This window comes from Shewanella psychropiezotolerans (genome assembly GCF_007197555.1).
Classification (GTDB): Bacteria; Pseudomonadota; Gammaproteobacteria; order Enterobacterales; family Shewanellaceae; genus Shewanella; species Shewanella psychropiezotolerans.
In genome coordinates, this window is record NZ_CP041614.1 from 3,341,732 (window position 1) to 3,360,885 (window position 19,154).

The following is a 19,154-nucleotide window of genomic DNA, read 5'->3' on the forward strand; positions in this document are numbered from 1 at the left end:
GTACCTATGATCCGAACGACTGGCTTAAATGACGGATTCAAGCCAGTACTGCGTCGAAACATAGGGACAACTGATGAGTTAACTTAATGGGCTATTAAGCTTCGATCGGCTTACGCCAATCATCTGAACCTGAAGTACCTGCAGTCGTATGATCCCAATCGATCTTACGGTATGCCATAGACACAGTAACTAGCTGAGTGAAGTCAGCCTTGCTTGGATCTTGGCAATGAGGCATGTGGCACTTAATATCTATGATGGTTGCGCCTTCGAGCTTAGTGCTGAAGTAATGCTCTTGCTTACCTTCGATAGAAGTGCGGTACCACTTTAGTTCAACTTCAGTGATCTTCTCACCCGATGCGAGTGAGTTATACATCAAGGGAACGGCCTTGTTCAGTGCCACAGTAAACTTAAATGGCTTATGAATACGCTGTCCTGAAGGTTGACCCGACTGTGGATCTGTAGGCACTGTGACTATGTGATCAAATTCCTGAACCAGCATCTCATCTTCATGACCTTCGACAAAAATGTCACCGACAGAATCGGCGGTGAAAGCACCTGCAGTAATGTGTCCCTGGGTCTGTCCTTTGATTGAGATATAACATGGTGTTGGCATGGATAATTCCTTTTAAAATTAGTAATGATTTTACTTTGGTTCGTTGAGCCTGTTGGCTCTTTAAACCTAGGGGTTTGTTATTAAACCTACTGCCATATAGCCAGTATCGTGCCAAGTGTGTAAGTGGTTGTTTTTACATTATTTAGTGTTTTTACCTGTATTTTCTGGGCAAGATCTTGCTCGATGCTGAGCAAGATCTTGCCCAGCGAGCAAAAAGTGGCCCAGCTATTCTATTTATACTTAGGCTTAATGCTGTTTCTCTGCCTTGGTCTCGCTTGCTATGACCTTTAAGGATACATTTGCATCCTTTGGTAATAGTGTGGCGTTATTCCCGCTACTCTTGCCACTTGCCTTAGCACTTTCCTTTCCACTAGCCACAGCTTCATTAGCGAGTTTGGCTTCAGACTCGACGGCGGTTAATTTCCCCCACTGCAGGGCCAGTAAGGTGCGTTTGATCAATAAGGCCTTTAACTGAGTATCGAGCTGCGACAATTCACCACTGGCGCGAACATAAGCCTCATCCTTTAACAGATCATCGATAAAATAGGTCCGCGCCAATATGGGCGACAAGCTGCTGGCATAATTAGCCACATCTTTAGCGGCCCCTTGCACCTGCCTGATGTTCACCGGGACTCGTCTGGTGAGTTGGCTTAAGTTGGCCATCTTGGTTCTCGCCGCCGAAAATCGCCTAAAATTCTTATCTAGCTCTATTAAATAATTCACCTGCTCGGGATAGATAGACAGAGAAGTGTCTTGCCGTGGCAGATTAAATAACTCATCGATCAGCTGAGCCACCGTTGGCGGTGCCTGTACTTCGACGATGGGAGTAAACCAGCTGGGTAATTGCTGACGAATTTCATCCTGATAAGAGACGCCGGCGTAAACACCTGCACAGCCAAATGTCAAAATCGATAAACCTGAGAGCGCCACCATCCAAGGTGTGGATTTTTTGGCTGTTTTTGTCTTATCAACTCCGATGTGCGTCACTTTAGCGATGGATCTACGTTGCAGTGCCTCAATATGATCTAATTTCTCAAAAATCACGTAACCCAGCACATCCAGATTGGGCACCTGCTGAGGCTGCTTCTGCTTCAGTAACTCGAATAACTGTTGGCAGGCATATTCACAACGATACCAGTCACGCACATTGGCCGGCGTCGCCGCCATTTTCTTAAGCTCTGGGGTCACTTTCGTCACCGCCCAGTTGATTATTTCGGCAATTTTCTCCGCCGCCATGGCCTCTATTTCACTGGAATAAGAGACGATGGATAACATCAGTTCCAGTCCCGATGCGAGGCCGCTCACCCCTTGGGTCTTACTCGCGGCGCTAATGTAATAGGCTGAGGTCAGCAGATCTGCACCCGAGGTGTTGGCTAATTCCTGTGCCAAACGACACACCTTGTCCCAGTCGGTTCCCCCACTGAGCGGATTGTTACGCCGATTGATCTCGGCTCTCATCTCCTGATACAGAGGCTGCTCTCTGAGAGACTTAGGATTTGAGGCCAGTTTGAAACGATTGACTCTACACACATTGTTTTGCATTAAGGTACCACCAGGCAAGAGCTCTTCTCGCCTCTATAAACAGGAAAAGCAGGGGTTTCCCCCGCCGTCATTTAATACAAGGGTTAATACAAGAATTAATACAAAGTTTTAGGGATCTCGAAGCTACTGAGTAACTTAGAAGTAAATGGATTCACATTATCCCGGGTACGCAATCGATAGGTCACATCGCCCTTATCGACCACAAACTTATAATCGATACTGGTAGAGCTACTGCCAGACATTCTGGCACTGTCCAGCAGACGGAAGAAGGCCCAGGGCCCTTCAAATACCAGGGATCGAGGCGAAGCATCTGTCTTACTCGGCACCAGAGTCAGCTTGCTCACCGCCGAGTCCCGTAACGTATTGGGCCATACCAGCGCCACTCCACGATGTGGACCATGGGTGTACTCGACAAATTGACCGTCTATATTCATCACACTGCGGCGTTTGTTGGGGCTCATCTGTAGTGTCTCCAGAGAAAACTCCACATCCAGGTTACCCTTGGGATTGAAGAAGGCCTGCTGGATACGCTTAGCCTGCTCCAGAGACTGCAACACCTCTTTGCGCACCAGAGTCGAATCACCTTCGCTGAATTGATTTAGCGCATCGAAGTTCTCTTCGAGAAACATCTTCATCTGGTCGTTATAGAAGTTGTTCAATGTGCCCTTAGGGCCGAAGAAGCGTTCGAAGTCATCGATGGAGACCTGCTTTTTCGATTGAGGGTTAAATGGATAACGTGAAGCCAGATTCTGCTCAAAATCCTGGAACACTTCGTTATACCAGCGAACCTCTAAATGCTTGATTGCACTTTGGAGCACGACTTTCCAGCTCTCACTGGCCAGCTTGCTCACCATGGCATCTACAGGTTTAGGCAAACTGGTGGCAATACGCTCTAAAGCATAGATGGGATCGGCATCGTTGAGGGTCAGGCGTTCCTGAGCCGCCTTGAGCGCAGCCTTACCCACATCGGGAGCATCCTGAATCGATTTAAGATAAGCGTGCAATCGCTCAATAGACCCCATTACCTCGTCAAGGTAAGCGGGCTGCTTTCCCTCACTCTTGAGTAGATGGTTCAAGGCGGTAAAGTCACTGTCTATCTTCGCCGCTATCTGATAACGGGGAGATTCCATGATGACACTGCGAGCACTGGCATCGTCCGGCATAGAGGGGAATAGCTCAGTGTTAGTGGTCAAAGTATCCAGCAGGCGATTAATGGGACGATTGCTGATGGCAAAGTTATCAATCACCATGACTCCATGATTGATATCCCGAAAATCCTTCAACTCGAAATCATTGAGCGCCCTGCGCCAGGATGACTTGTAGTCTAAGGTATATTGATTGATGATCTTGTTTCTCAGGGCTATCTTATCTGCATCACTGAAATCCGTGGTATCGGACTGGCCCAGCACCCAGCTGTCTATCAACGCCAGATCTGCCACCGAATCAGACTTAGGCATAAAGTAGCGCTCGAACCCTTGCTTACTGAGCAAACGGGGGATCTTCATCCCATCACCATGATTTTTGATCTCTTTACGTTCTTCAAACACCAGCTCATAGGCCGGTCCCGTGGCCAGTTTAAGATCCAATGCGCCGCCTAATTCCGCCGAGGCCGATTGCCTGAGCTGCCTGTAAACCCTTTGTTCTATGGGTAAGGTGCTCAACTCGGCCTGAGTCTTAGCGATCAGCTTATCGTATGATTTCAGGGTATCTTCCGCCTCTATGACGCCGGCTAGCCTCATGGCCTGCAGATCCGTATGCAACAAAGCATAATCCAGATGTTCCATCAACTGAGTCTGTAAGATGCGATCCCCTTCATAGGACTTCTGCCACACCTTAGAAAAATACGCCTTAACAAATTCATCCTGACGACCGCTCTTGTCCACCATCATGCGAAACACCCTGAGTATCGCCAGCTTTTCATTGCTGTTCTCGGGGGCATCGGACATGTCGATGGCCACTTGTTTCAGCAATGCCGGCAGGTAACGGTATGACAACAGCCTCAGGTAGGTTTCCTCTACTTTAGGCCCTATGGTATGGCCCTGATAAAGACCGAAATCTGAGATCAATCTTGGCTTATCACGAAAGAAGCCGAACTCTAAGGTCGCTGCACGTATGGTATTTAAGGGAGGTATGATGCTCTTACCCAGTAGATCGAAGCTCGAGAGCTCATTGAGTTCATTAAATTCGGTCACCTTGTTCAATACCGCGTCCGCCTGCTCACCGTTAAGCAGGTAATATCTGTGCCAGGTGCCGACGAGGAGCACCGAGGCGATTGTGCATGCCACGAAAGAGAGGGTCATCAGACGACGTTTTTGTTTCGCCACCTTGAAGTTATCCGATGCTAGACCGGCCTCAGGATAGATGATCTGTTTAAACAGTGACTGGATGAAATAAGTCGTCGAGTTCTCACTCTTCTGGGCACTGTTGATTGACTCTCTCAGGCCATATCGACGTGAAGCACTGTCGACATAGGCATTGGTTGGCACGCCTTGTTGATAAACCGAGGTGAAATAGACACCACGAACCAGGGCCGAGGTAGAAAATTGATCGCTGGCCAATGCATCGCTGAAGAACTCTTGTAGCACCTGATGAGAACCCGCTATCTGACGGGTAAAACTATAGATGGCCGCGCGCTCTTCCTTATCACGGCACTGCAACAGCGCCCGGGGAAGATGGGCATTGATGCGCGCGATAAAGCCGGAATAGTCTTCATCGAACTCCTTGAGCCAACTGTCCAGATCGTTGACCGAATTGAGTGAGAAGGTAAACCCCATGATCTCATCTCTCTGGGCCTGAGTGTAATGGCGAAAGAAGGGCTCGAAACCAAGTAATAAATCTAGTTTAGTCAAGGTGATATACACAGGCAGACGTGTAGACAGGGTCTCCATCAACTCACGCAGACGGGCTCGAATCAGCTGAGCATAAGCCTTACGTTCAGATGTTGCCGAGCTGATAACGTTAGCCATATCCAGCGCTAACACCACACCATTGAGGGGTCTGCGGCTGCGGGTACTCTCGAGCCACTCGACAAAATGGGTCCACAGACGCCTTGTCATCTCGCCTTCGTTACTGCCTTCTACCTTCTTCTGCGTCAGCAACTCGCCGTCAGGGTCGATAAGCACGGCATTGTCACTGATCCACCAGTCGAAGGAGTAGGGATTTTCAGACTTCTTGCCCGAGGCCCGCATCACAGAGGAGAACACAAATTTCTGCCCCGAGCGGTTTATCATGCTGGTTTTACCGGCATTCTCGACCCCAAGCACCAAATACCAAGGTAAGGCGTAGAGGTAGTTACGGGTGTTTAGACTCTCTTTGAGCCCTGACATCACATCATTAAGCTCGACTTGCTGGCGCTCGACCATACCCTTGATGGGATCATCTTTAAGCTGCTGAACCTTCTCATTATCTGCGTTATATTGGTTCAACTTACGCCATTGAAACCAGCCCCACAGAGCGAAACACGACAGCGAGAAGATAGTGCTGGCCACCACTCGGGAACCGACACTGGCGAGCACATGCTCGGATTCTATCTCCAACCAAGGACCAGCCCACCAGATCCCTACATTGATCAACACAAAAATGGCCACCAATAAAATGGGTAATGCCGATTTAAACTCTGGTAATAGCTTGATAAAAAATGATTTCAGCTTCGACCACATATACTTAATTCCCTGTACTTAATCCAAATTTGCTTTTTGTTTGAGGCGAGCCATTAAACCAGGCTCCCAGTCTGCCAGAGCCGTGCTATTGGCCTGCTCATATAAGATCCGATAATCGATATCGGCCATAGCAGACAGTTGATGACCGCTCTTAAGATCTGCCGCCAACAGGCGCAGATAAAAATTGTCTCTTGGCTCAGATGCCCGCTGCAGATGGTCATTGAGGCTGGCAAAAGCCACCGACAAACCGCCGGACTCGGCTAATTCCATCACCTCATTACCTTGCAGCTCCCACCCCTGCCCGCCGCCATTGGCCGCTGTTCGGCCATAACCTTGCTCAAGCCAGGCTTTAGTGTCCTTACTGGCGAAAGGCAAGCCGCCCTTGAACGACATGTTCAATAACTTAGGTAACCGGTCGACAAATGCCGCGGTATCTTCATGAATGGCCTTGGCCCACGGCGTCTGACCCAGAGCCACCGCGATGCGGGCACTCAAATGATGACCGTCAAGCCAGAACGGACTCAGAGTAAGGCTTAACTCCACCCTTCTCAGCAAAGCCAGATCTGCACCTCTCTCTAATTGGCTCAGGTATTCACTGACCCTGTCGGCGGCAATCGGCATCAAACTGGTTTCCCCGTCGGCATTGGCATTCTCGGGGGCACTCGCCACGGAAAACCAAGTGGCAAACCGGCGAATCTTGAGGCTGAGCCCAGTTCCGGTTTCAAATTCACTGATAAAATCAGCCACCTTGAGTAAGGTCTGTTTGGTCGCCTTGTCGTTGCTGGAATCTATTTCCAACTTAGGCGCCATGACTTGAGCCACTGAAGTTGTCGAAGCGGTTTGACTCACGGCATTGACCACCGCCTTAGATTCACCCTGTTCAAATTGGCGAGTCAGACGCACCTTGAGCCCGTCGAGTACATCGATTGGCAGCTCCAGCTTCTCGGCCGTGTCCATTAATTCACTCAACCAGATCAGCAGTTGCTCTTTACTCTCGGGATCGCTAAATTGGCTATCCAGATTTTCACCGGCTTTAGCCGTGCGCTGCACGATTTGCGCAAAGTACTTGCGTCTGGGCAACACGCCTCTGGGACCCGGTGCTGGGAAACAGGTTTCCCAATAACACTTCATAAATTCATTGAGACTCGTCAATGACAGGCTGAATCTGTCGATACTGGCCTGATGTTGCAGGCACTGCATCAGGTAAGTGATCAACTTGAGATCTTTACTGCGGGTCTCAAGTAAGGTCATCACCCCGGACTCGACCTCCCCCCACTGCACTTCGCTGTGAGACAGGGAACCCACCTTCATCAGCTGAGTTTCGACAAAATCGAATAATGCATCATCGTGCAGGCGATCACCCACAGGATTGGCAGCACTGATGGGCTCGACTATTTTTTTAAGATATTGTTGTGACATATTATTTACCAGCGACAAACTTTTCGTAGGGGCATGATCGCCTGTTTAAGCTCTGTGGTATCGAACAGCAAACCATCGATCTCTTCGGTATCTGAGTGCAATACCAAGGACTTATCTGCCAACATGGTCCTCATCACCTTGATGGCAGGTAGGCCACGTCCGGTTCTGAAAATATAACCAGAATTATCACTCTGCCAACGTTGACCCTTACTGGCAGCCCTATTGACTGCTACCAGCATCGAGCCCGTCTCGAAATAGTGCGATAACACCAACTCCACCCGACTTATTCCGTCGATACAACTCAACATCAATATGGGCCTAGGGGGCACTGCGCCGATGGCGGAAGCGGTTAACCAGACATTGTCGCTATCCTCTTCACGGCCCAGAAAGAAACTTGAACCGGCTTGCCTCTGCTCTTCGTTCTTAGTGGCACGTAACCACTCCACCGCATGTGTCGATGCCTGAAGGCCTGTTTGCTGTGCCATCAGAGGCGTTGCAAAAACCTGATCGAAGCAATATAAGCGTTCGAGTTTACTGGTGATCTTGACGCAAACCTGAGCATCATTGAGCAGCTGTGGCTCTGCGTGACACATAGCCGGTAACAAGAGTACCCCTGTCAGGACCCATCCCTTCACCTGTGACATTATTCGTTTATCTCCAACTTTAAGCATTTATGCGAGAAGGTCCGTTTGGGCATGCCCAGACTCATGGCGGCTTTGGCCCTGTCGCCCTTAAATTTATCCAGTCTGTCGCGGATCACCTGACGTTCAAATTCTGCTACTGCTAGCCTAAGGTCTTCGATATCGCCAAAGTCCCCCTCAACAGATGAGACACATCTGATGTCGATTAACTCAGCGGATTCAAACTCGGGTAATGCAGACACCTCCAACTCACCATGGTGACTCGTCAGGGCGCAGGCGTACTCGATAATGTTACGTAATTCGCGCACATTGCCAGGATAACTGTGACGCTTAAGTTTCAGCAACGTCTCATAGCGTACCCCTGTGATCTCGCGCCTGTGGTGACGATTAAAGCCATTGATAAAGTGATTCACCAACAAAGACAGATCATCGAGACGTTCGCTTAACGCTGGAACATGAATGGGAAACTGACACAGACGATAATAGAGATCCCGGCGAAAATCGCCGTTATCGACTCTCTGTTTAAGGTTCACATGGGTCGCCGCCACTAAGCGAAAGTTAGAGTGTTCTTCCTTCGATGCGCCCAGCGCGCGAAAGTGACCCGACTCGAGTACCCGTAGCAACTTAGATTGCAGGTTAAGCGGCATATCGCCGATCTCATCGAGAAACAAGGTGCCCTTATTCGCCTGGGCTATCAGTCCCTTCTTTTTAGCATGGGCACCGGAAAAAGCGCCCTTCTCATATCCGAACAGCTCAGATTCAAGCAAATTTTCCGGAATGGCAGCGCAGTTGATGGCAACAAATTGTTCATCGTGACGCTGAGAATGCTCGTGAATGGCTTTGGCTACTAACTCCTTGCCGGTTCCGGTTGCTCCCTGCACCATCACGGACAGATCTGTGCCCGAGACGCGTAAGATCTCGCCCCGCAGCTTATACATCTTGTCCGCCTCGCCCACCAGGATCTGTGACAGGGCCTTTAGGCTCTTCTGATGACGGATCTCATCCTTGGCTTGAGACAATGAGTCGGCAAGAAAACTAGCTTGCCCCGACTGACTCGCCACGGTATTGAGCAGCTGCCAATGGCGCATAAATACGCCGCAGTAATGTTGCCATTGCTGATCCTGCAGCATCTCCTTAGTCTCGACTACCGAAACCGCGAAAATCAGCAGGCCAGACACATGCTGGTCCTGGATCAGGGGAAACATCAACAGGTTTATCTCTTGGGGAAGCCCTGACACCAGCTGGACAAACTTAACCTCTTCGCGCCAGTAGGCCAGACTAAAATAATCCAGTACCATTGGCTTGCCTGTCTGTAACACATGGGCGAAAGGATGACTAAAATCGGTCACATCCCAGTCGGCCTCCGTATCCACCTTGAGCCGTTTATCGGCCCGAAATTGCGACAAAATCAAGCGTCGACCATCCACAGAAGGCACGAGTAACACACAATCGCTCAGGCACAGCTGCTGCTGTAGCGTCCGCATAAACTGAGCCGTTAACTCATGCTCCCGGGTGCATTCGAGCAGACTTGAAGTCTGCTCTAGCCACTGCTTACTGGTCACTAACTGACCTCTCCAACAAACTCACCTTGATGACAAGCCAAGCGGATCTCATTCACGGCCTGCTTATTGGCGAGCTTATTGAGTAGCGCCAGGGCGATGGGAGGTAACATCTGCCCATCTATGATGGCTTCGAGCATACGGGCACCATTTTCTGTGCGGCCGGTACGATTGATGATCTCATCGATAAGCGCTGGGTCGCATTCCACCCGCGCCTTGTATCTGAGCTCGAGTCGCTCAGTCAAAGACGCGAGTTTAGACTCGACTATCTGTCTCAGTACCGCTTCACCCAATGGCAGATAAGGCACTATCTCCATGCGTGCCAGCAGGGCTGGCTTAAAGAAGTCGGCCAACTCAGGATAAAGCTTATCTTCCAGGACGTCCGGCTCATCAGCATGCTCGACTATGGTCTGATAGCCAAGATTAGAGGTCATGAAGAAGAGAATATTTTGGCAATCGATCAGACGGCCCTCGCCGTCAGCCAATTCGCCCTTGTCGAATGCCTGATAGAAAAGATTGAGCACATCGGGATGGGCCTTCTCCACTTCATCGAGCAACACAATAGAGTAAGGCATCTTCCTGATAGACTCAGTCAGGATCCCCCCTCGCCGAAACCTACGTAACCCGGAGGCGAGCCTATGAGGCGAGATACCGTGTGCTTCTCCTGATACTCAGACATATTGATGGTGGTCAAAAATTGCTTGCCGCCATATAACTGCTCGGCTATCTGAATCACGGTTTCGGTTTTACCCACACCACTTGGGCCTACAAGCAAGAATGCGCCTTTGGGTCTCCCCGCCTTACGCAGATCGGCTCGCGCCGTCAGCATGTTCTTGTGTAAGCGCGAAATGGCAATCTCCTGCCCCTTGACCGATGCACTCAGAAGTTCGGGCAGATGAGTGATTTTATGCAGCTCATCACTATTCATCTGCGCTACGGGTACCCCGGTCCAATCGGCAATCACGGCGGCTATCTGCTGCTCATCCACCTGCGGGATAATGAGTTTATGCTCTTTACTCATCTCATCGAGCACAGACTCTGTGGCCTGAAGTTCGCTGCGCAGTGTTGAATCACCCGCTTGCTCATCTTCGAGTATGGCTTGCCTCAAGCTGATGATCTTCTCGACTATCTCCTTTTGCTGATGCCAGGATGCCTCGAGCTGCTGGTATTCTTCACGGGCAGTGGCGATATCTTCAGCAAGCTTAGTCAGATACTCCTCATCCACGGCCTGACCCAGATTGAGCTGACGGGTCAACAGCGCCACCTCGACCTCAGTCTGATGTATCTTTCCCTCTAATTGAGCCAAACGACGAGGCGGGGAGCTAAGATTAATAGCGATGCGGGCACATGCGGTGTCCAGCACATCGATGGCCTTGTCCGGCAGTTGACGACCCGAAATGTAACGATTAGACAGATGCGCCGCGGCTTTCAGGGCGCAATCTTGTATCAGCACCTTATGGGCCGATTCATATACGCCGTGCAGGCCGCGCATGATGGTCACGGCCTGCTCCGGTGTCGGCTCATCTAACTTTACCAGTTGAAAACGTCGGGTCAGGGCTGGGTCTTTCTCGAAGTACTTCTTATATTCTTTCCAGGTCGTGGCGCCTATGGTGCGCAGCTCGCCGCGGGCCAATGCGGGCTTAAGCAGGTTAGCCGCGTCGCCGCCCCCCTCCTGATTCCCAGCGCCAATCAGGGTATGCGCCTCATCGATGAAGAGTATGATGGGCGTCGCCGATAGCTTAACTTCTTCTATCACGCCCTTGAGGCGCTTCTCGAACTCGCCTTTGACCGATGCTCCCGCCTGCAGCAGGCCAAGATCCAAAGATAGGAGCTCGACACCCTTAAGTGAATCCGGCACCTTACCAGCGACGATTCGCAGCGCTAGTCCTTCTACCACAGCGCTCTTACCCACACCGGCATCTCCCACCACGATGGGATTGTTCTTACGACGCCGACACAGGATGTCGATCATCAGGTTGATCTCATCATCTCGGCATAAAACCGGATCCAGCTCCTCATCACGAGCCTGCTGAGTGAAACTGCTGGTAAACTTATCCAGTGCTGAATTAGCCGTAGCCACAGGCTGAGAGGCTGATTTCTCCGATTTGCTCTCTGACTCCGCAGAGCTTGCGGTCAAGGCATTGAACTCTTTACGCAGGCCTTCACGATTGATATCGGCGAAAAAATGTGTCAGCTCAAACGGCAGATAACGACTCGACTGCATCAGGGCTGCGATAAAAATGGCGCCGGATCTCAGCTGAGTCTGTCCCAGCTCCGTAGTTGACAGTAACCAGGCATCCTGGAGTAACTCCACCAACAGAGGTGAGAATGACGGATAGGTATCTAAGCTCTCGCCCCTTGGCAAGGCCTCCCCGAGTATCGACTTGAGCTCGTCTAGGTTACAGTCGACTTGCTTAAGTATCACCCTCACATCTGACAGAGGATTTTCCAACAGGCTGTACAAGAGATGCGCTAAGGTTATCTCTTCATTTCTTCTGCTGATACAGAAAGAAGCCGCCTCTTCCATGGCTAATTTGTTGATAGGATTTAATTTAGTAATGAGCGCACTCAATTCTATACGGATCATAAAACGTCCTTAATTTAAGATCTGATAAAGTTTGTCCAACACGCCGGCAGACTTATTGGCAAGGGACACAGAATAAAAGATAAATATCACGGTCAGCATGGCAAAAAAACCTGCAAACACGGTCCAGATGGGCATCTGTCTGCCGATCTGAAAGCGGGTATTGACCACATGTTCGGTGGCGCTGGTCAGCAGCTGTGGCTCCTCTTCTCTAAGGTTCCTTAGGGTCTCAAACAGGCGGTTAACTATCTTGTCGAACTCCTCACGTCCATTTTCCATGACCTTATATCTGCCTTCGAAACCCAAGCTGAAACACAGATAGATAAACTCAAGCAACTCCTGATAGGTTCCTGGCTCCGTCTCTAAACGCTGTAAGATACTGAAGACTTTCTCGCCGCCCCAGGTTTCATTATGAAACCGGGTCAAGAGTGAGTGCTGCGCCCAGACACTGTCGGCTCCCCAGGCCGTGTTCATCACGGCCTCATCGATGAAGCAGCACAGCACGTAACGATAAGCTAATATGATGGCGCGATCGTAACCGGACTCGGTGAGCTCAGCCTCTATAGCAGAGATATCATCGACACTGTTATCATAGAGCTGCTGCACATCCTGCAAATCCGCCAGTTTCCTGACCCTGAGTACCATGCCAATCAGAGGAGACGCCGCATCGATCAGTTGATTGATGTTGTCGCCACGTAATTGGAACCAATACTCTTTATCGGCGTCGATATTGCTCACCTCATCGAACAGGACATCGTCCAGTTGTTGCTCGGTAAGGGATTGTTTCTGGGGTTTCATCGCATTAACTCCTTATTGCCCAGAACTGCAGCTCAAGCTCTGGGAAATCACCGGCAACGTGGAAGGCAAAACCACTGGAATGGTTCAGCATCTGCCATGACGGGCTCGATCGATCTAGCTGAAAATAGGTATAACCTGCGTGATAAGGCAGTTGCCTAGGTGCGACAGGCAGAGGCGTCAGACCCACACCCGGTAGTTGCAGTGAAATAAGTTCACGAATTTTCTCAACTGAGGCAATCTTGGTCTGTTGAATAAACAATTTCTTCAGCTCCTCCAATGGGATCTTGGCGCGAACCGCGAGGATGAAGTCGGCATCCTTGATAAGCTCCGGATCCTGAACTGGCGCTACCATCAGGCCGTACTTACGCTTATGTAGCTGCAGAGACACGGCTTTTGGCTCGAGCACGATACTCAACGACTGACGCAACATGGACATCAACAGTGAGAAAGACTGTACTGGCATATCATGATCATAGGGGCTGAATGTGGGGCTAAGCGGCTGTCGTCGGTGAATGAAAACAATTCACCACAAATACTGACCAACTGCTGATAGAGTTGCTCCGGATGCAGGCTTTTTAGTTGAGAAATATGTTGCAGGATTGGCTGCATACGGTTCAGTGACTGGAGTAGCATGAAATCAGACACATCCGCCACACCACCCTGACTAGGGGAGCCGATACGTTGAGCGATATTTTTTGCCCGCTCTCGCATCAAACCCGCCATCTCACCGATGAAACGGTGCAAAAATGGCACCCCGACAACATTGAGGTTACAGGGAATGAAATGGGGATCGAGTACCACGCTGCCGTCGGGGCGTTTTTCCAATATTTTGGCGATGGCCACCGAACTATAAGCACTGCGATCTTCCTTCTCCAGCATCAAGCGCATATGTAGCGGACTCACTTCTATGGTGGAGAAGTCTCCCTGAGGACTGTGGAGATCCCGCACTTCATGACGGCGCATCACATAACGGGAGTTACCGGACTCTGAGGTCTCGGCTACCTCGGTTATCGAATCGCTGCGAAGAGATAAGGCCAAGTAAACAATCTGGTTGGCCAAGGATCCATCCACGACCTCCAGGGCATTAGGGAGCAGATCTTCCTGAGGCATGTTGAACACAGTGCCATCGGGCATCACTCCCTTGGCTCTTTGTATGGCGATACGACCGAAGCTCAGGTACTCGGGATTCAATTCCAGTTCAGATATTCCGTAGAGGTATCCGTTTACCGAAGACAACCTCACATCGGTTACGTATTCAAAATATCTTTGCTGCTGCTGAAAATGTTGTGGTTTGATGAATAGACCTTCGGCCCAAATTACTCTATTTCTTGACGACATGTTTATTCCACTTTATCCAGTATGACTTCCTGTTCTTTAAGCAAGATCAGTAGATGGTACTCACGGCCAATTGATTTAATTTTGATGACTTTCTTCCATTGAGACACCTCAGGATCGCCGTATTGGGCCATCACACCGATATAACGTGTGTCTTCATCGATAGCTTTTGGCTCGATAAACTTAAACTGCCCCGGAAGCATGGTGTAATCACTGTGATCGACATAGTTGGTTCCCAGCGCATCTTCATGATCTTCGATCAGCGAATCATAGTCGGCAGCGAGCAGCTTGGAATCATCCTCGAGCTCGAACACCTGAAAAGCTAACGGCGACGGTTTTCCCTCTAGATTTGGGTTAACCTCATCCAGAGCCAATATGCTGTAGGTCAGTATGGTCGGCAGGTCTTTAGGCTTGGAGCTACTACATGCAAACAACTGACTCAAGACTACAAGCATGAGACCCAAGCGCAGGCGATTCATCAACAATCCCTTTGAAGTTCACGCAGCTTGCGATCGTAAGCCTGCTCGAAGACTTCCCAGAACAGTTTCTCGAAGCCTTTTTGACGATTAGAGGTGAGTTCGGCATAGTACTTTTCATACATAGACCAGGCCCACTTATCGCCAGTCTCAAGGTTGGCATCGCTGCTCTTGCGGTACTGACTGAAACGCTTAAGCAACTTCTCCGGAGAGAAAGCCATCAAGATGTAATCCAGCGCCTCAGATATTGCCGTCTGTACCGCTTGGTTATGCTGCTCAACCGACTGTAAACTCTCAGTAATTGCCGATGCTGAAGAGAGATGTACCGGGCTTCGGTCATCATCAAACAGGGTCTTTACTGTGTCTTCATAATTCAGACCCAGTCTCAGAGGATTATCCTCGATAGGTTGCAAATTCTTGTTCATCAGCTGATAGCGACCCTGACTGGCCGTGTCATGCAGTGACAAGATGCCGGAAATGGCGGCTTTAAGTGACGCCCCAAGATCCACCGAGATGGCCTGCATCTGCTCGCTGTCGCGCACATCACCAAGCTGTACGCCCAGACCACGAAACAGAGGTCCGGCGGTGAGGTGATTACCCACAGGGTGAATCGATGGCACTGAATTCTTGTCAAAATCCGTATGTAATTCAGATTCCAATAAATCTAACGTTTTTTCGTCCATGGTAAAATTATCCAAATAAGTATGCTTCTTCAATGCGATAGCCGAGTCTTGTGTGTACTCGGAATCTGCCTGCATGGTTAACTCTTTATCTGAGCCCAGGAGCTGACTGTCTATCAGACTCATCTCTGTTTCCTGCTCTGGGTCTAATGAGGTAAAGCTCAGTACTTTATTTCTCCCCTGCTGCTCCAGTGCATCCAAAGCTTGCATGGGATCGTCGATGGCGGCGAGCTTCACCTCGGCAACCAAGCCCGCCGATAAAGCCGACGTCTGGGTGAGATCCGATAAGGCTTGCTCATCAAACATCTCAGATAACTGTTTGGTCATTGCCGATGAACGCTCGTTCTCGCTCCCCAGAGATATTCTGACCTTGTAGGGACCGATGGAGATTTCATCATTTTCATTCAGGCTAGCCATGCGATTCAGGCCTATTGGCATAGACGATTGATTGACGAAGACTTCACCACACAAATCTTCGACACAAAATTGTTCATCCAGCCATAGAATGCGACATTGCTGCGCCTTAACTTCATTTAAACGGTGCTTTAATTGCCAATCTGCACCAGGGCTGCTTCCTATGACTCCGCCTTGCTTGGTAAAACGAATGTAAGGGAGCAGTCCCGCATCAAGCATCTGAGAATTAACAATATTTAATGAAATTACTTTATCCACTTCGACCCTCTTTACTGTCTAATTTGTATCAATACTTGCTGATTTTCAATCTCAGCCTGTCCCAGAAATGATGACCAGCCAAGTTGACCCCCCTTGCCCTCTCCGAGCCTTAACAGCGGAACCTCATCAGTCTTGAGTGTCAGCTCAAAATCGAATGCCATCTGCTCTCTGAGTATCACTTCCATCACCTTACACAGGGCCTTGTACTCCTTACCCGAAGGCAGAAAATCCTTAAATCGCTCGAGCGATAAGTTCTTGATACACAAAACGAACTTACCGGTAATATCGCCGACTCTCGACCCCAGCATGGTGTCCTGACCTAAGGACACATTGCGCTGACCTAAGATGCAACGCTGGGAATCCGGGATCTGTACATGACGAAACTCCCACTGCCTGATTGACACATCTTCGAGTTCGAAACAATGGGCCACGATACCGGCTACTGTTTGCGGTGAGCGACTGCGTCCGGCTAAGGTGCCGGCATAGGCCAGCATCTTGCACCAGTTAATCGGCGTATCGCCGCGAATGTCTTCATTGGCCAGCCCCACCAGGGCAAACACCTGTGAAGAAAACTTATCCACGGCATCATCTTGAAAACGTATGTAATAGCGATACTTACGCCAGGACCGATAAAATAAGGCGATCAAGCGATTATTAAAAAAATCCAGAAAATCACGCTTGATATTGGTCTCATCAAAAATAAGTTGCTCCAGCATATAGCTGGGCAGCGGTGACTGAGCCCCGTTTAATCCGAGAAACGTCGTCTCTAACTGGACCCTGTTCCCCGGATGTCTGTGCATTGCGCTCACATCGCTCGGCGCAAATCCCAAACTTGGGTTTGCGGTAAAAAATAGTTTCCCCAAACTCTCCCAAGATTGCTCTTCGGGATCGTTCCCCTCTAATTTATGCAGTAATTCAACCAGCTGAAAAAAATTATACGACCTTACATTCTCTACTTGCTTGTGCCCTTCACTCTCATCTGCTAGATCAGAGGTTGCTGGCCAATCTGAATATCCCATGTGTACTGTTCCTGATTGGCTGCATTGATCACAATCAACTCATGAAATGAATTGATGCTGGCGTAGAGAGCGAAGAATCGGCTTAACACAGTGCCGAACAGATAGAGATCTCCCTCGGATCCGAAGCAAGTTTGATCTAATACAATTTCTGACAGCAGACCACGTACAGGCAGTCCCCGCAAAATTCGCTCGGTTGGCCTGGATTCGATGCTAACAATGCCATCGAGACGCTTCTGGGTCACTCGTTCAGCTTGACGGTCGATCAATGCCTTAAAGTCATAGGCCCGGATGATCGAGCACAGGGCATCTTTAGATAACAGAGACAAATAGTTAAGGGATAAATTTGAGATAAGGGTCCACAGCATACTGCCATCGAGCACGGGTCTCAGTGATGCATTGGGCTCGGTAATGTTCTTAAAAGTAGCGAAATTAGGTGAGCTGTCGGTGGCGACACAGATATCCCCTTTCCCAATTGCATCGGCAGTTGACGGTTGGTGCATGTCAGCGATAACGACACGGCTTCGTTACCATCGAAACTTAAGGTTTCATCTCCCCTAACGAAGGAGAGGAAATGGTCGAAACCATCTTCACGAATGCTCTCCTTAACCCTGAGGCGGTAGTAGAGTGCCACGCGATTTCTAACCCGCTCCACTTCGTGTTGGAAGCTCTCGAACGGACTATAAATCCGCTCTTCGCCGCGCATTCTGCCAGAGTCTGAATCCAGCCAGCCCTGCACCTTGTCGACACTGAATATCTCGAAGTTCTCCGGCGAACGGCTAGACGGAAATATGGGATACTCGATCTTCTTGCCGGTGAGGTCGATAGGATCGGCATCATGTTTAAACAGGTTCATCACAGGCACACAATAGAGTTGAAACGTCTCTTGCTTAATAAACACGTCCGCAGGTAAGGTGCGGGAGAAGGTTAATTTAAGCGAGAAATTACCAGTGAGGCCACTTGGCAAGCATTTATGGATCTTACAAATGTCGAAGAACATGAAGGCATCGGGGAACGCCAGGTATTCCTGTAAAATTCGGTAGCCTTCATAGACATTCTTCGGATAAGGCAAGATACCGTCACCACTGTCGAAGCCGACACTCTTGAAACAACTCTTAGGCAGAGAATACTGCTTATCTCCGACACAGATAGCCATTCCCTCGAGATAATGATTCAACCAGAGGTAGAGCATCTGCGCACTGTAATTTTGTCCACCGAGATAGAAACGAAGATCTTCGAGTCCTATCTCATTTAAGGGCAGATCGCTCAAATTGGTGAAATGGATATCTATGATGGACGCTTCTCGCGAATGAAAGTCCTCTACCTTATCCACCAGCAGAGGATAGACATTGACATCGCGGCAGGTGGAAAAGTGACACACTTGTCCAGACACAGGTCTGCTATTCAACATGCAGCCCTTCTCTATCCCTTGTCTATGACTGATGCCACGTTCTAATGGGGAGAAACTGACGATACTGGTGCTGGGCACCGGACGCAGGTAATTAGGCCATAGCATGTTGATCATAGAGTGAGTGAGTTCGGGAAACTCATCTTCTATTTTTTCCCTTAACCTGCCAGTCAAAAATGCAAATCCTTCGAGCAGACGCTCTATATCCGGATCGGTATTATTGCCGTGCAGGTAGCGTGCAAGATGAGGGTGAAGATCGGAAAACTGCTTTCCCTGCTCCCTCAGAAACGCTAATTCATCCCTGAAATACTTGTCTTGAGACACTCTAACTCACCCTATAGGTCCGATTACTGTCGAGAACGAGATCGATCTCGACCTTTTCCTTTATCGATTTAACGCTGATCTTGCCATGAATATGAAATCGTAGGCTAAAAGGACAGGTATCATCGTGTAATACTCGAATATCCAGCTGAGTTAGCCTAGGTTCGAAGCGTTCGATACATGCCTTAATGCCGGCTTTGATTCTGACTCCCAAATCGAAGCTGCCTGAATTTGCGTCGTTGAAATCGAACAAACCAAGTTCAGGGCAACTTTGGGATTCTCCGACCCGGGTATTAAGCAGGCCGGAGATATTACGTTTTATCGAAGCAATGACATATTCAATAGACTCTACCCCGGTCGAGGGCAGATCTATGTCGCTACCTAGTCGCTCGAAGAAGCTGACACAGTAGGTTCTGTCATTGGTGTACAAA

At 49.5% G+C, this 19,154-nt stretch carries 14 protein-coding genes and 2 pseudogenes; all 16 read right to left on the reverse strand.

Annotation, left to right across the window (positions count from 1 at the left end):
- Window positions 1-94 precede the first annotated feature (94 nt).
- On the reverse strand, window positions 95-613 hold the full coding sequence (locus FM037_RS14780) for an Hcp family type VI secretion system effector (protein ID WP_144046628.1): 519 nt from the start codon (window positions 611-613) through the stop codon (window positions 95-97).
- Between the two features lie 246 nt (window positions 614-859).
- Window positions 860-2,155, reverse strand: coding sequence for a type VI secretion system ImpA family N-terminal domain-containing protein (locus FM037_RS14785; RefSeq protein ID WP_144046629.1), 1,296 nt, complete (start codon window positions 2,153-2,155; stop codon window positions 860-862).
- Between the two features lie 95 nt (window positions 2,156-2,250).
- Window positions 2,251-5,814: a type VI secretion system membrane subunit TssM gene (gene tssM, locus FM037_RS14790; RefSeq protein ID WP_144046630.1), complete on the reverse strand. Its 3,564-nt coding sequence runs from the start codon at window positions 5,812-5,814 to the stop codon at window positions 2,251-2,253.
- An 18-nt stretch (window positions 5,815-5,832) separates the two neighbouring features.
- Window positions 5,833-7,233 carry a type VI secretion system protein TssA gene (tssA, locus tag FM037_RS14795; protein WP_144046631.1) on the reverse strand — a complete coding sequence of 467 codons (1,401 nt, stop codon included), beginning with the start codon at window positions 7,231-7,233 and terminating at the stop codon, window positions 5,833-5,835.
- 5 nt (window positions 7,234-7,238) lie between these two features.
- Window positions 7,239-7,877 carry a type VI secretion system-associated protein VasI gene (gene vasI, locus FM037_RS14800; RefSeq protein WP_185976830.1) on the reverse strand — a complete coding sequence of 213 codons (639 nt, stop codon included), beginning with the start codon at window positions 7,875-7,877 and terminating at the stop codon, window positions 7,239-7,241.
- Window positions 7,877-9,436, reverse strand: a complete 1,560-nt coding sequence (locus FM037_RS14805; protein WP_144046633.1) for a sigma-54 interaction domain-containing protein — start codon at window positions 9,434-9,436, stop codon at window positions 7,877-7,879. The genes vasI and FM037_RS14805 overlap by 1 nt, the downstream gene beginning before the upstream one ends.
- The gene (locus FM037_RS30550) at window positions 9,436-9,750 is read right to left on the reverse strand and encodes a hypothetical protein (protein WP_456114962.1); all 315 of its coding nucleotides are present in this window, start codon (window positions 9,748-9,750) and stop codon (window positions 9,436-9,438) included. The genes FM037_RS14805 and FM037_RS30550 overlap by 1 nt, the downstream gene beginning before the upstream one ends.
- 51 nt (window positions 9,751-9,801) lie before the next feature.
- Window positions 9,802-12,020: pseudogene (tssH, locus tag FM037_RS14810) on the reverse strand (type VI secretion system ATPase TssH); the annotation flags it as partial.
- 9 nt (window positions 12,021-12,029) lie between these two features.
- The gene (gene icmH, locus FM037_RS14815) at window positions 12,030-12,815 is read right to left on the reverse strand and encodes a type IVB secretion system protein IcmH/DotU (RefSeq protein ID WP_144046634.1); all 786 of its coding nucleotides are present in this window, start codon (window positions 12,813-12,815) and stop codon (window positions 12,030-12,032) included.
- 4 nt (window positions 12,816-12,819) lie between these two features.
- Window positions 12,820-14,153: pseudogene (gene tssK / locus FM037_RS14820) on the reverse strand (type VI secretion system baseplate subunit TssK).
- A 2-nt stretch (window positions 14,154-14,155) separates the two neighbouring features.
- Window positions 14,156-14,629 (reverse strand): type VI secretion system lipoprotein TssJ, encoded by a 474-nt coding sequence (gene tssJ / locus FM037_RS14825; RefSeq protein WP_144046635.1) that lies wholly within the window; start codon window positions 14,627-14,629, stop codon window positions 14,156-14,158.
- Window positions 14,629-15,978 (reverse strand): type VI secretion system-associated FHA domain protein TagH, encoded by a 1,350-nt coding sequence (gene tagH, locus FM037_RS14830; protein ID WP_144046636.1) that lies wholly within the window; start codon window positions 15,976-15,978, stop codon window positions 14,629-14,631. The genes tssJ and tagH overlap by 1 nt, the downstream gene beginning before the upstream one ends.
- A gap of 11 nt (window positions 15,979-15,989) precedes the next feature.
- Window positions 15,990-16,997: a type VI secretion system baseplate subunit TssG gene (gene tssG / locus FM037_RS14835; RefSeq protein ID WP_144046637.1), complete on the reverse strand. Its 1,008-nt coding sequence runs from the start codon at window positions 16,995-16,997 to the stop codon at window positions 15,990-15,992.
- On the reverse strand, window positions 16,961-17,497 hold the full coding sequence (locus FM037_RS29545; RefSeq protein WP_229381260.1) for a type VI secretion system baseplate subunit TssF: 537 nt from the start codon (window positions 17,495-17,497) through the stop codon (window positions 16,961-16,963). Before FM037_RS29545 ends, tssG begins: the two co-directional genes overlap by 37 nt.
- The gene (gene tssF, locus FM037_RS14840) at window positions 17,383-18,726 is read right to left on the reverse strand and encodes a type VI secretion system baseplate subunit TssF (RefSeq protein WP_229380899.1); all 1,344 of its coding nucleotides are present in this window, start codon (window positions 18,724-18,726) and stop codon (window positions 17,383-17,385) included. The genes FM037_RS29545 and tssF overlap by 115 nt, the downstream gene beginning before the upstream one ends.
- A gap of 1 nt (window position 18,727) precedes the next feature.
- Window positions 18,728-19,153 (reverse strand): type VI secretion system baseplate subunit TssE, encoded by a 426-nt coding sequence (gene tssE, locus FM037_RS14845; protein ID WP_144046638.1) that lies wholly within the window; start codon window positions 19,151-19,153, stop codon window positions 18,728-18,730.
- Window position 19,154: the final 1 nt, after the last annotated feature.

Coding starts and splice junctions, on each gene's coding strand:
- FM037_RS14780 (WP_144046628.1), bottom strand. CDS start 613: ATGCCAACACCATGTTATATCTCAATCAAAGGACAGACCCAGGGACAC.
- FM037_RS14785 (WP_144046629.1), bottom strand. CDS start 2,155: ATGCAAAACAATGTGTGTAGAGTCAATCGTTTCAAACTGGCCTCAAAT.
- tssM (WP_144046630.1), bottom strand. CDS start 5,814: ATGTGGTCGAAGCTGAAATCATTTTTTATCAAGCTATTACCAGAGTTT.
- tssA (WP_144046631.1), bottom strand. CDS start 7,233: ATGTCACAACAATATCTTAAAAAAATAGTCGAGCCCATCAGTGCTGCC.
- vasI (WP_185976830.1), bottom strand. CDS start 7,877: ATGTCACAGGTGAAGGGATGGGTCCTGACAGGGGTACTCTTGTTACCG.
- FM037_RS30550 (WP_456114962.1), bottom strand. CDS start 9,750: ATGGAGATAGTGCCTTATCTGCCATTGGGTGAAGCGGTACTGAGACAG.
- icmH (WP_144046634.1), bottom strand. CDS start 12,815: ATGAAACCCCAGAAACAATCCCTTACCGAGCAACAACTGGACGATGTC.
- tssJ (WP_144046635.1), bottom strand. CDS start 14,629: ATGAATCGCCTGCGCTTGGGTCTCATGCTTGTAGTCTTGAGTCAGTTG.
- tssG (WP_144046637.1), bottom strand. CDS start 16,997: ATGGGATATTCAGATTGGCCAGCAACCTCTGATCTAGCAGATGAGAGT.
- FM037_RS29545 (WP_229381260.1), bottom strand. CDS start 17,497: ATGCACCAACCGTCAACTGCCGATGCAATTGGGAAAGGGGATATCTGT.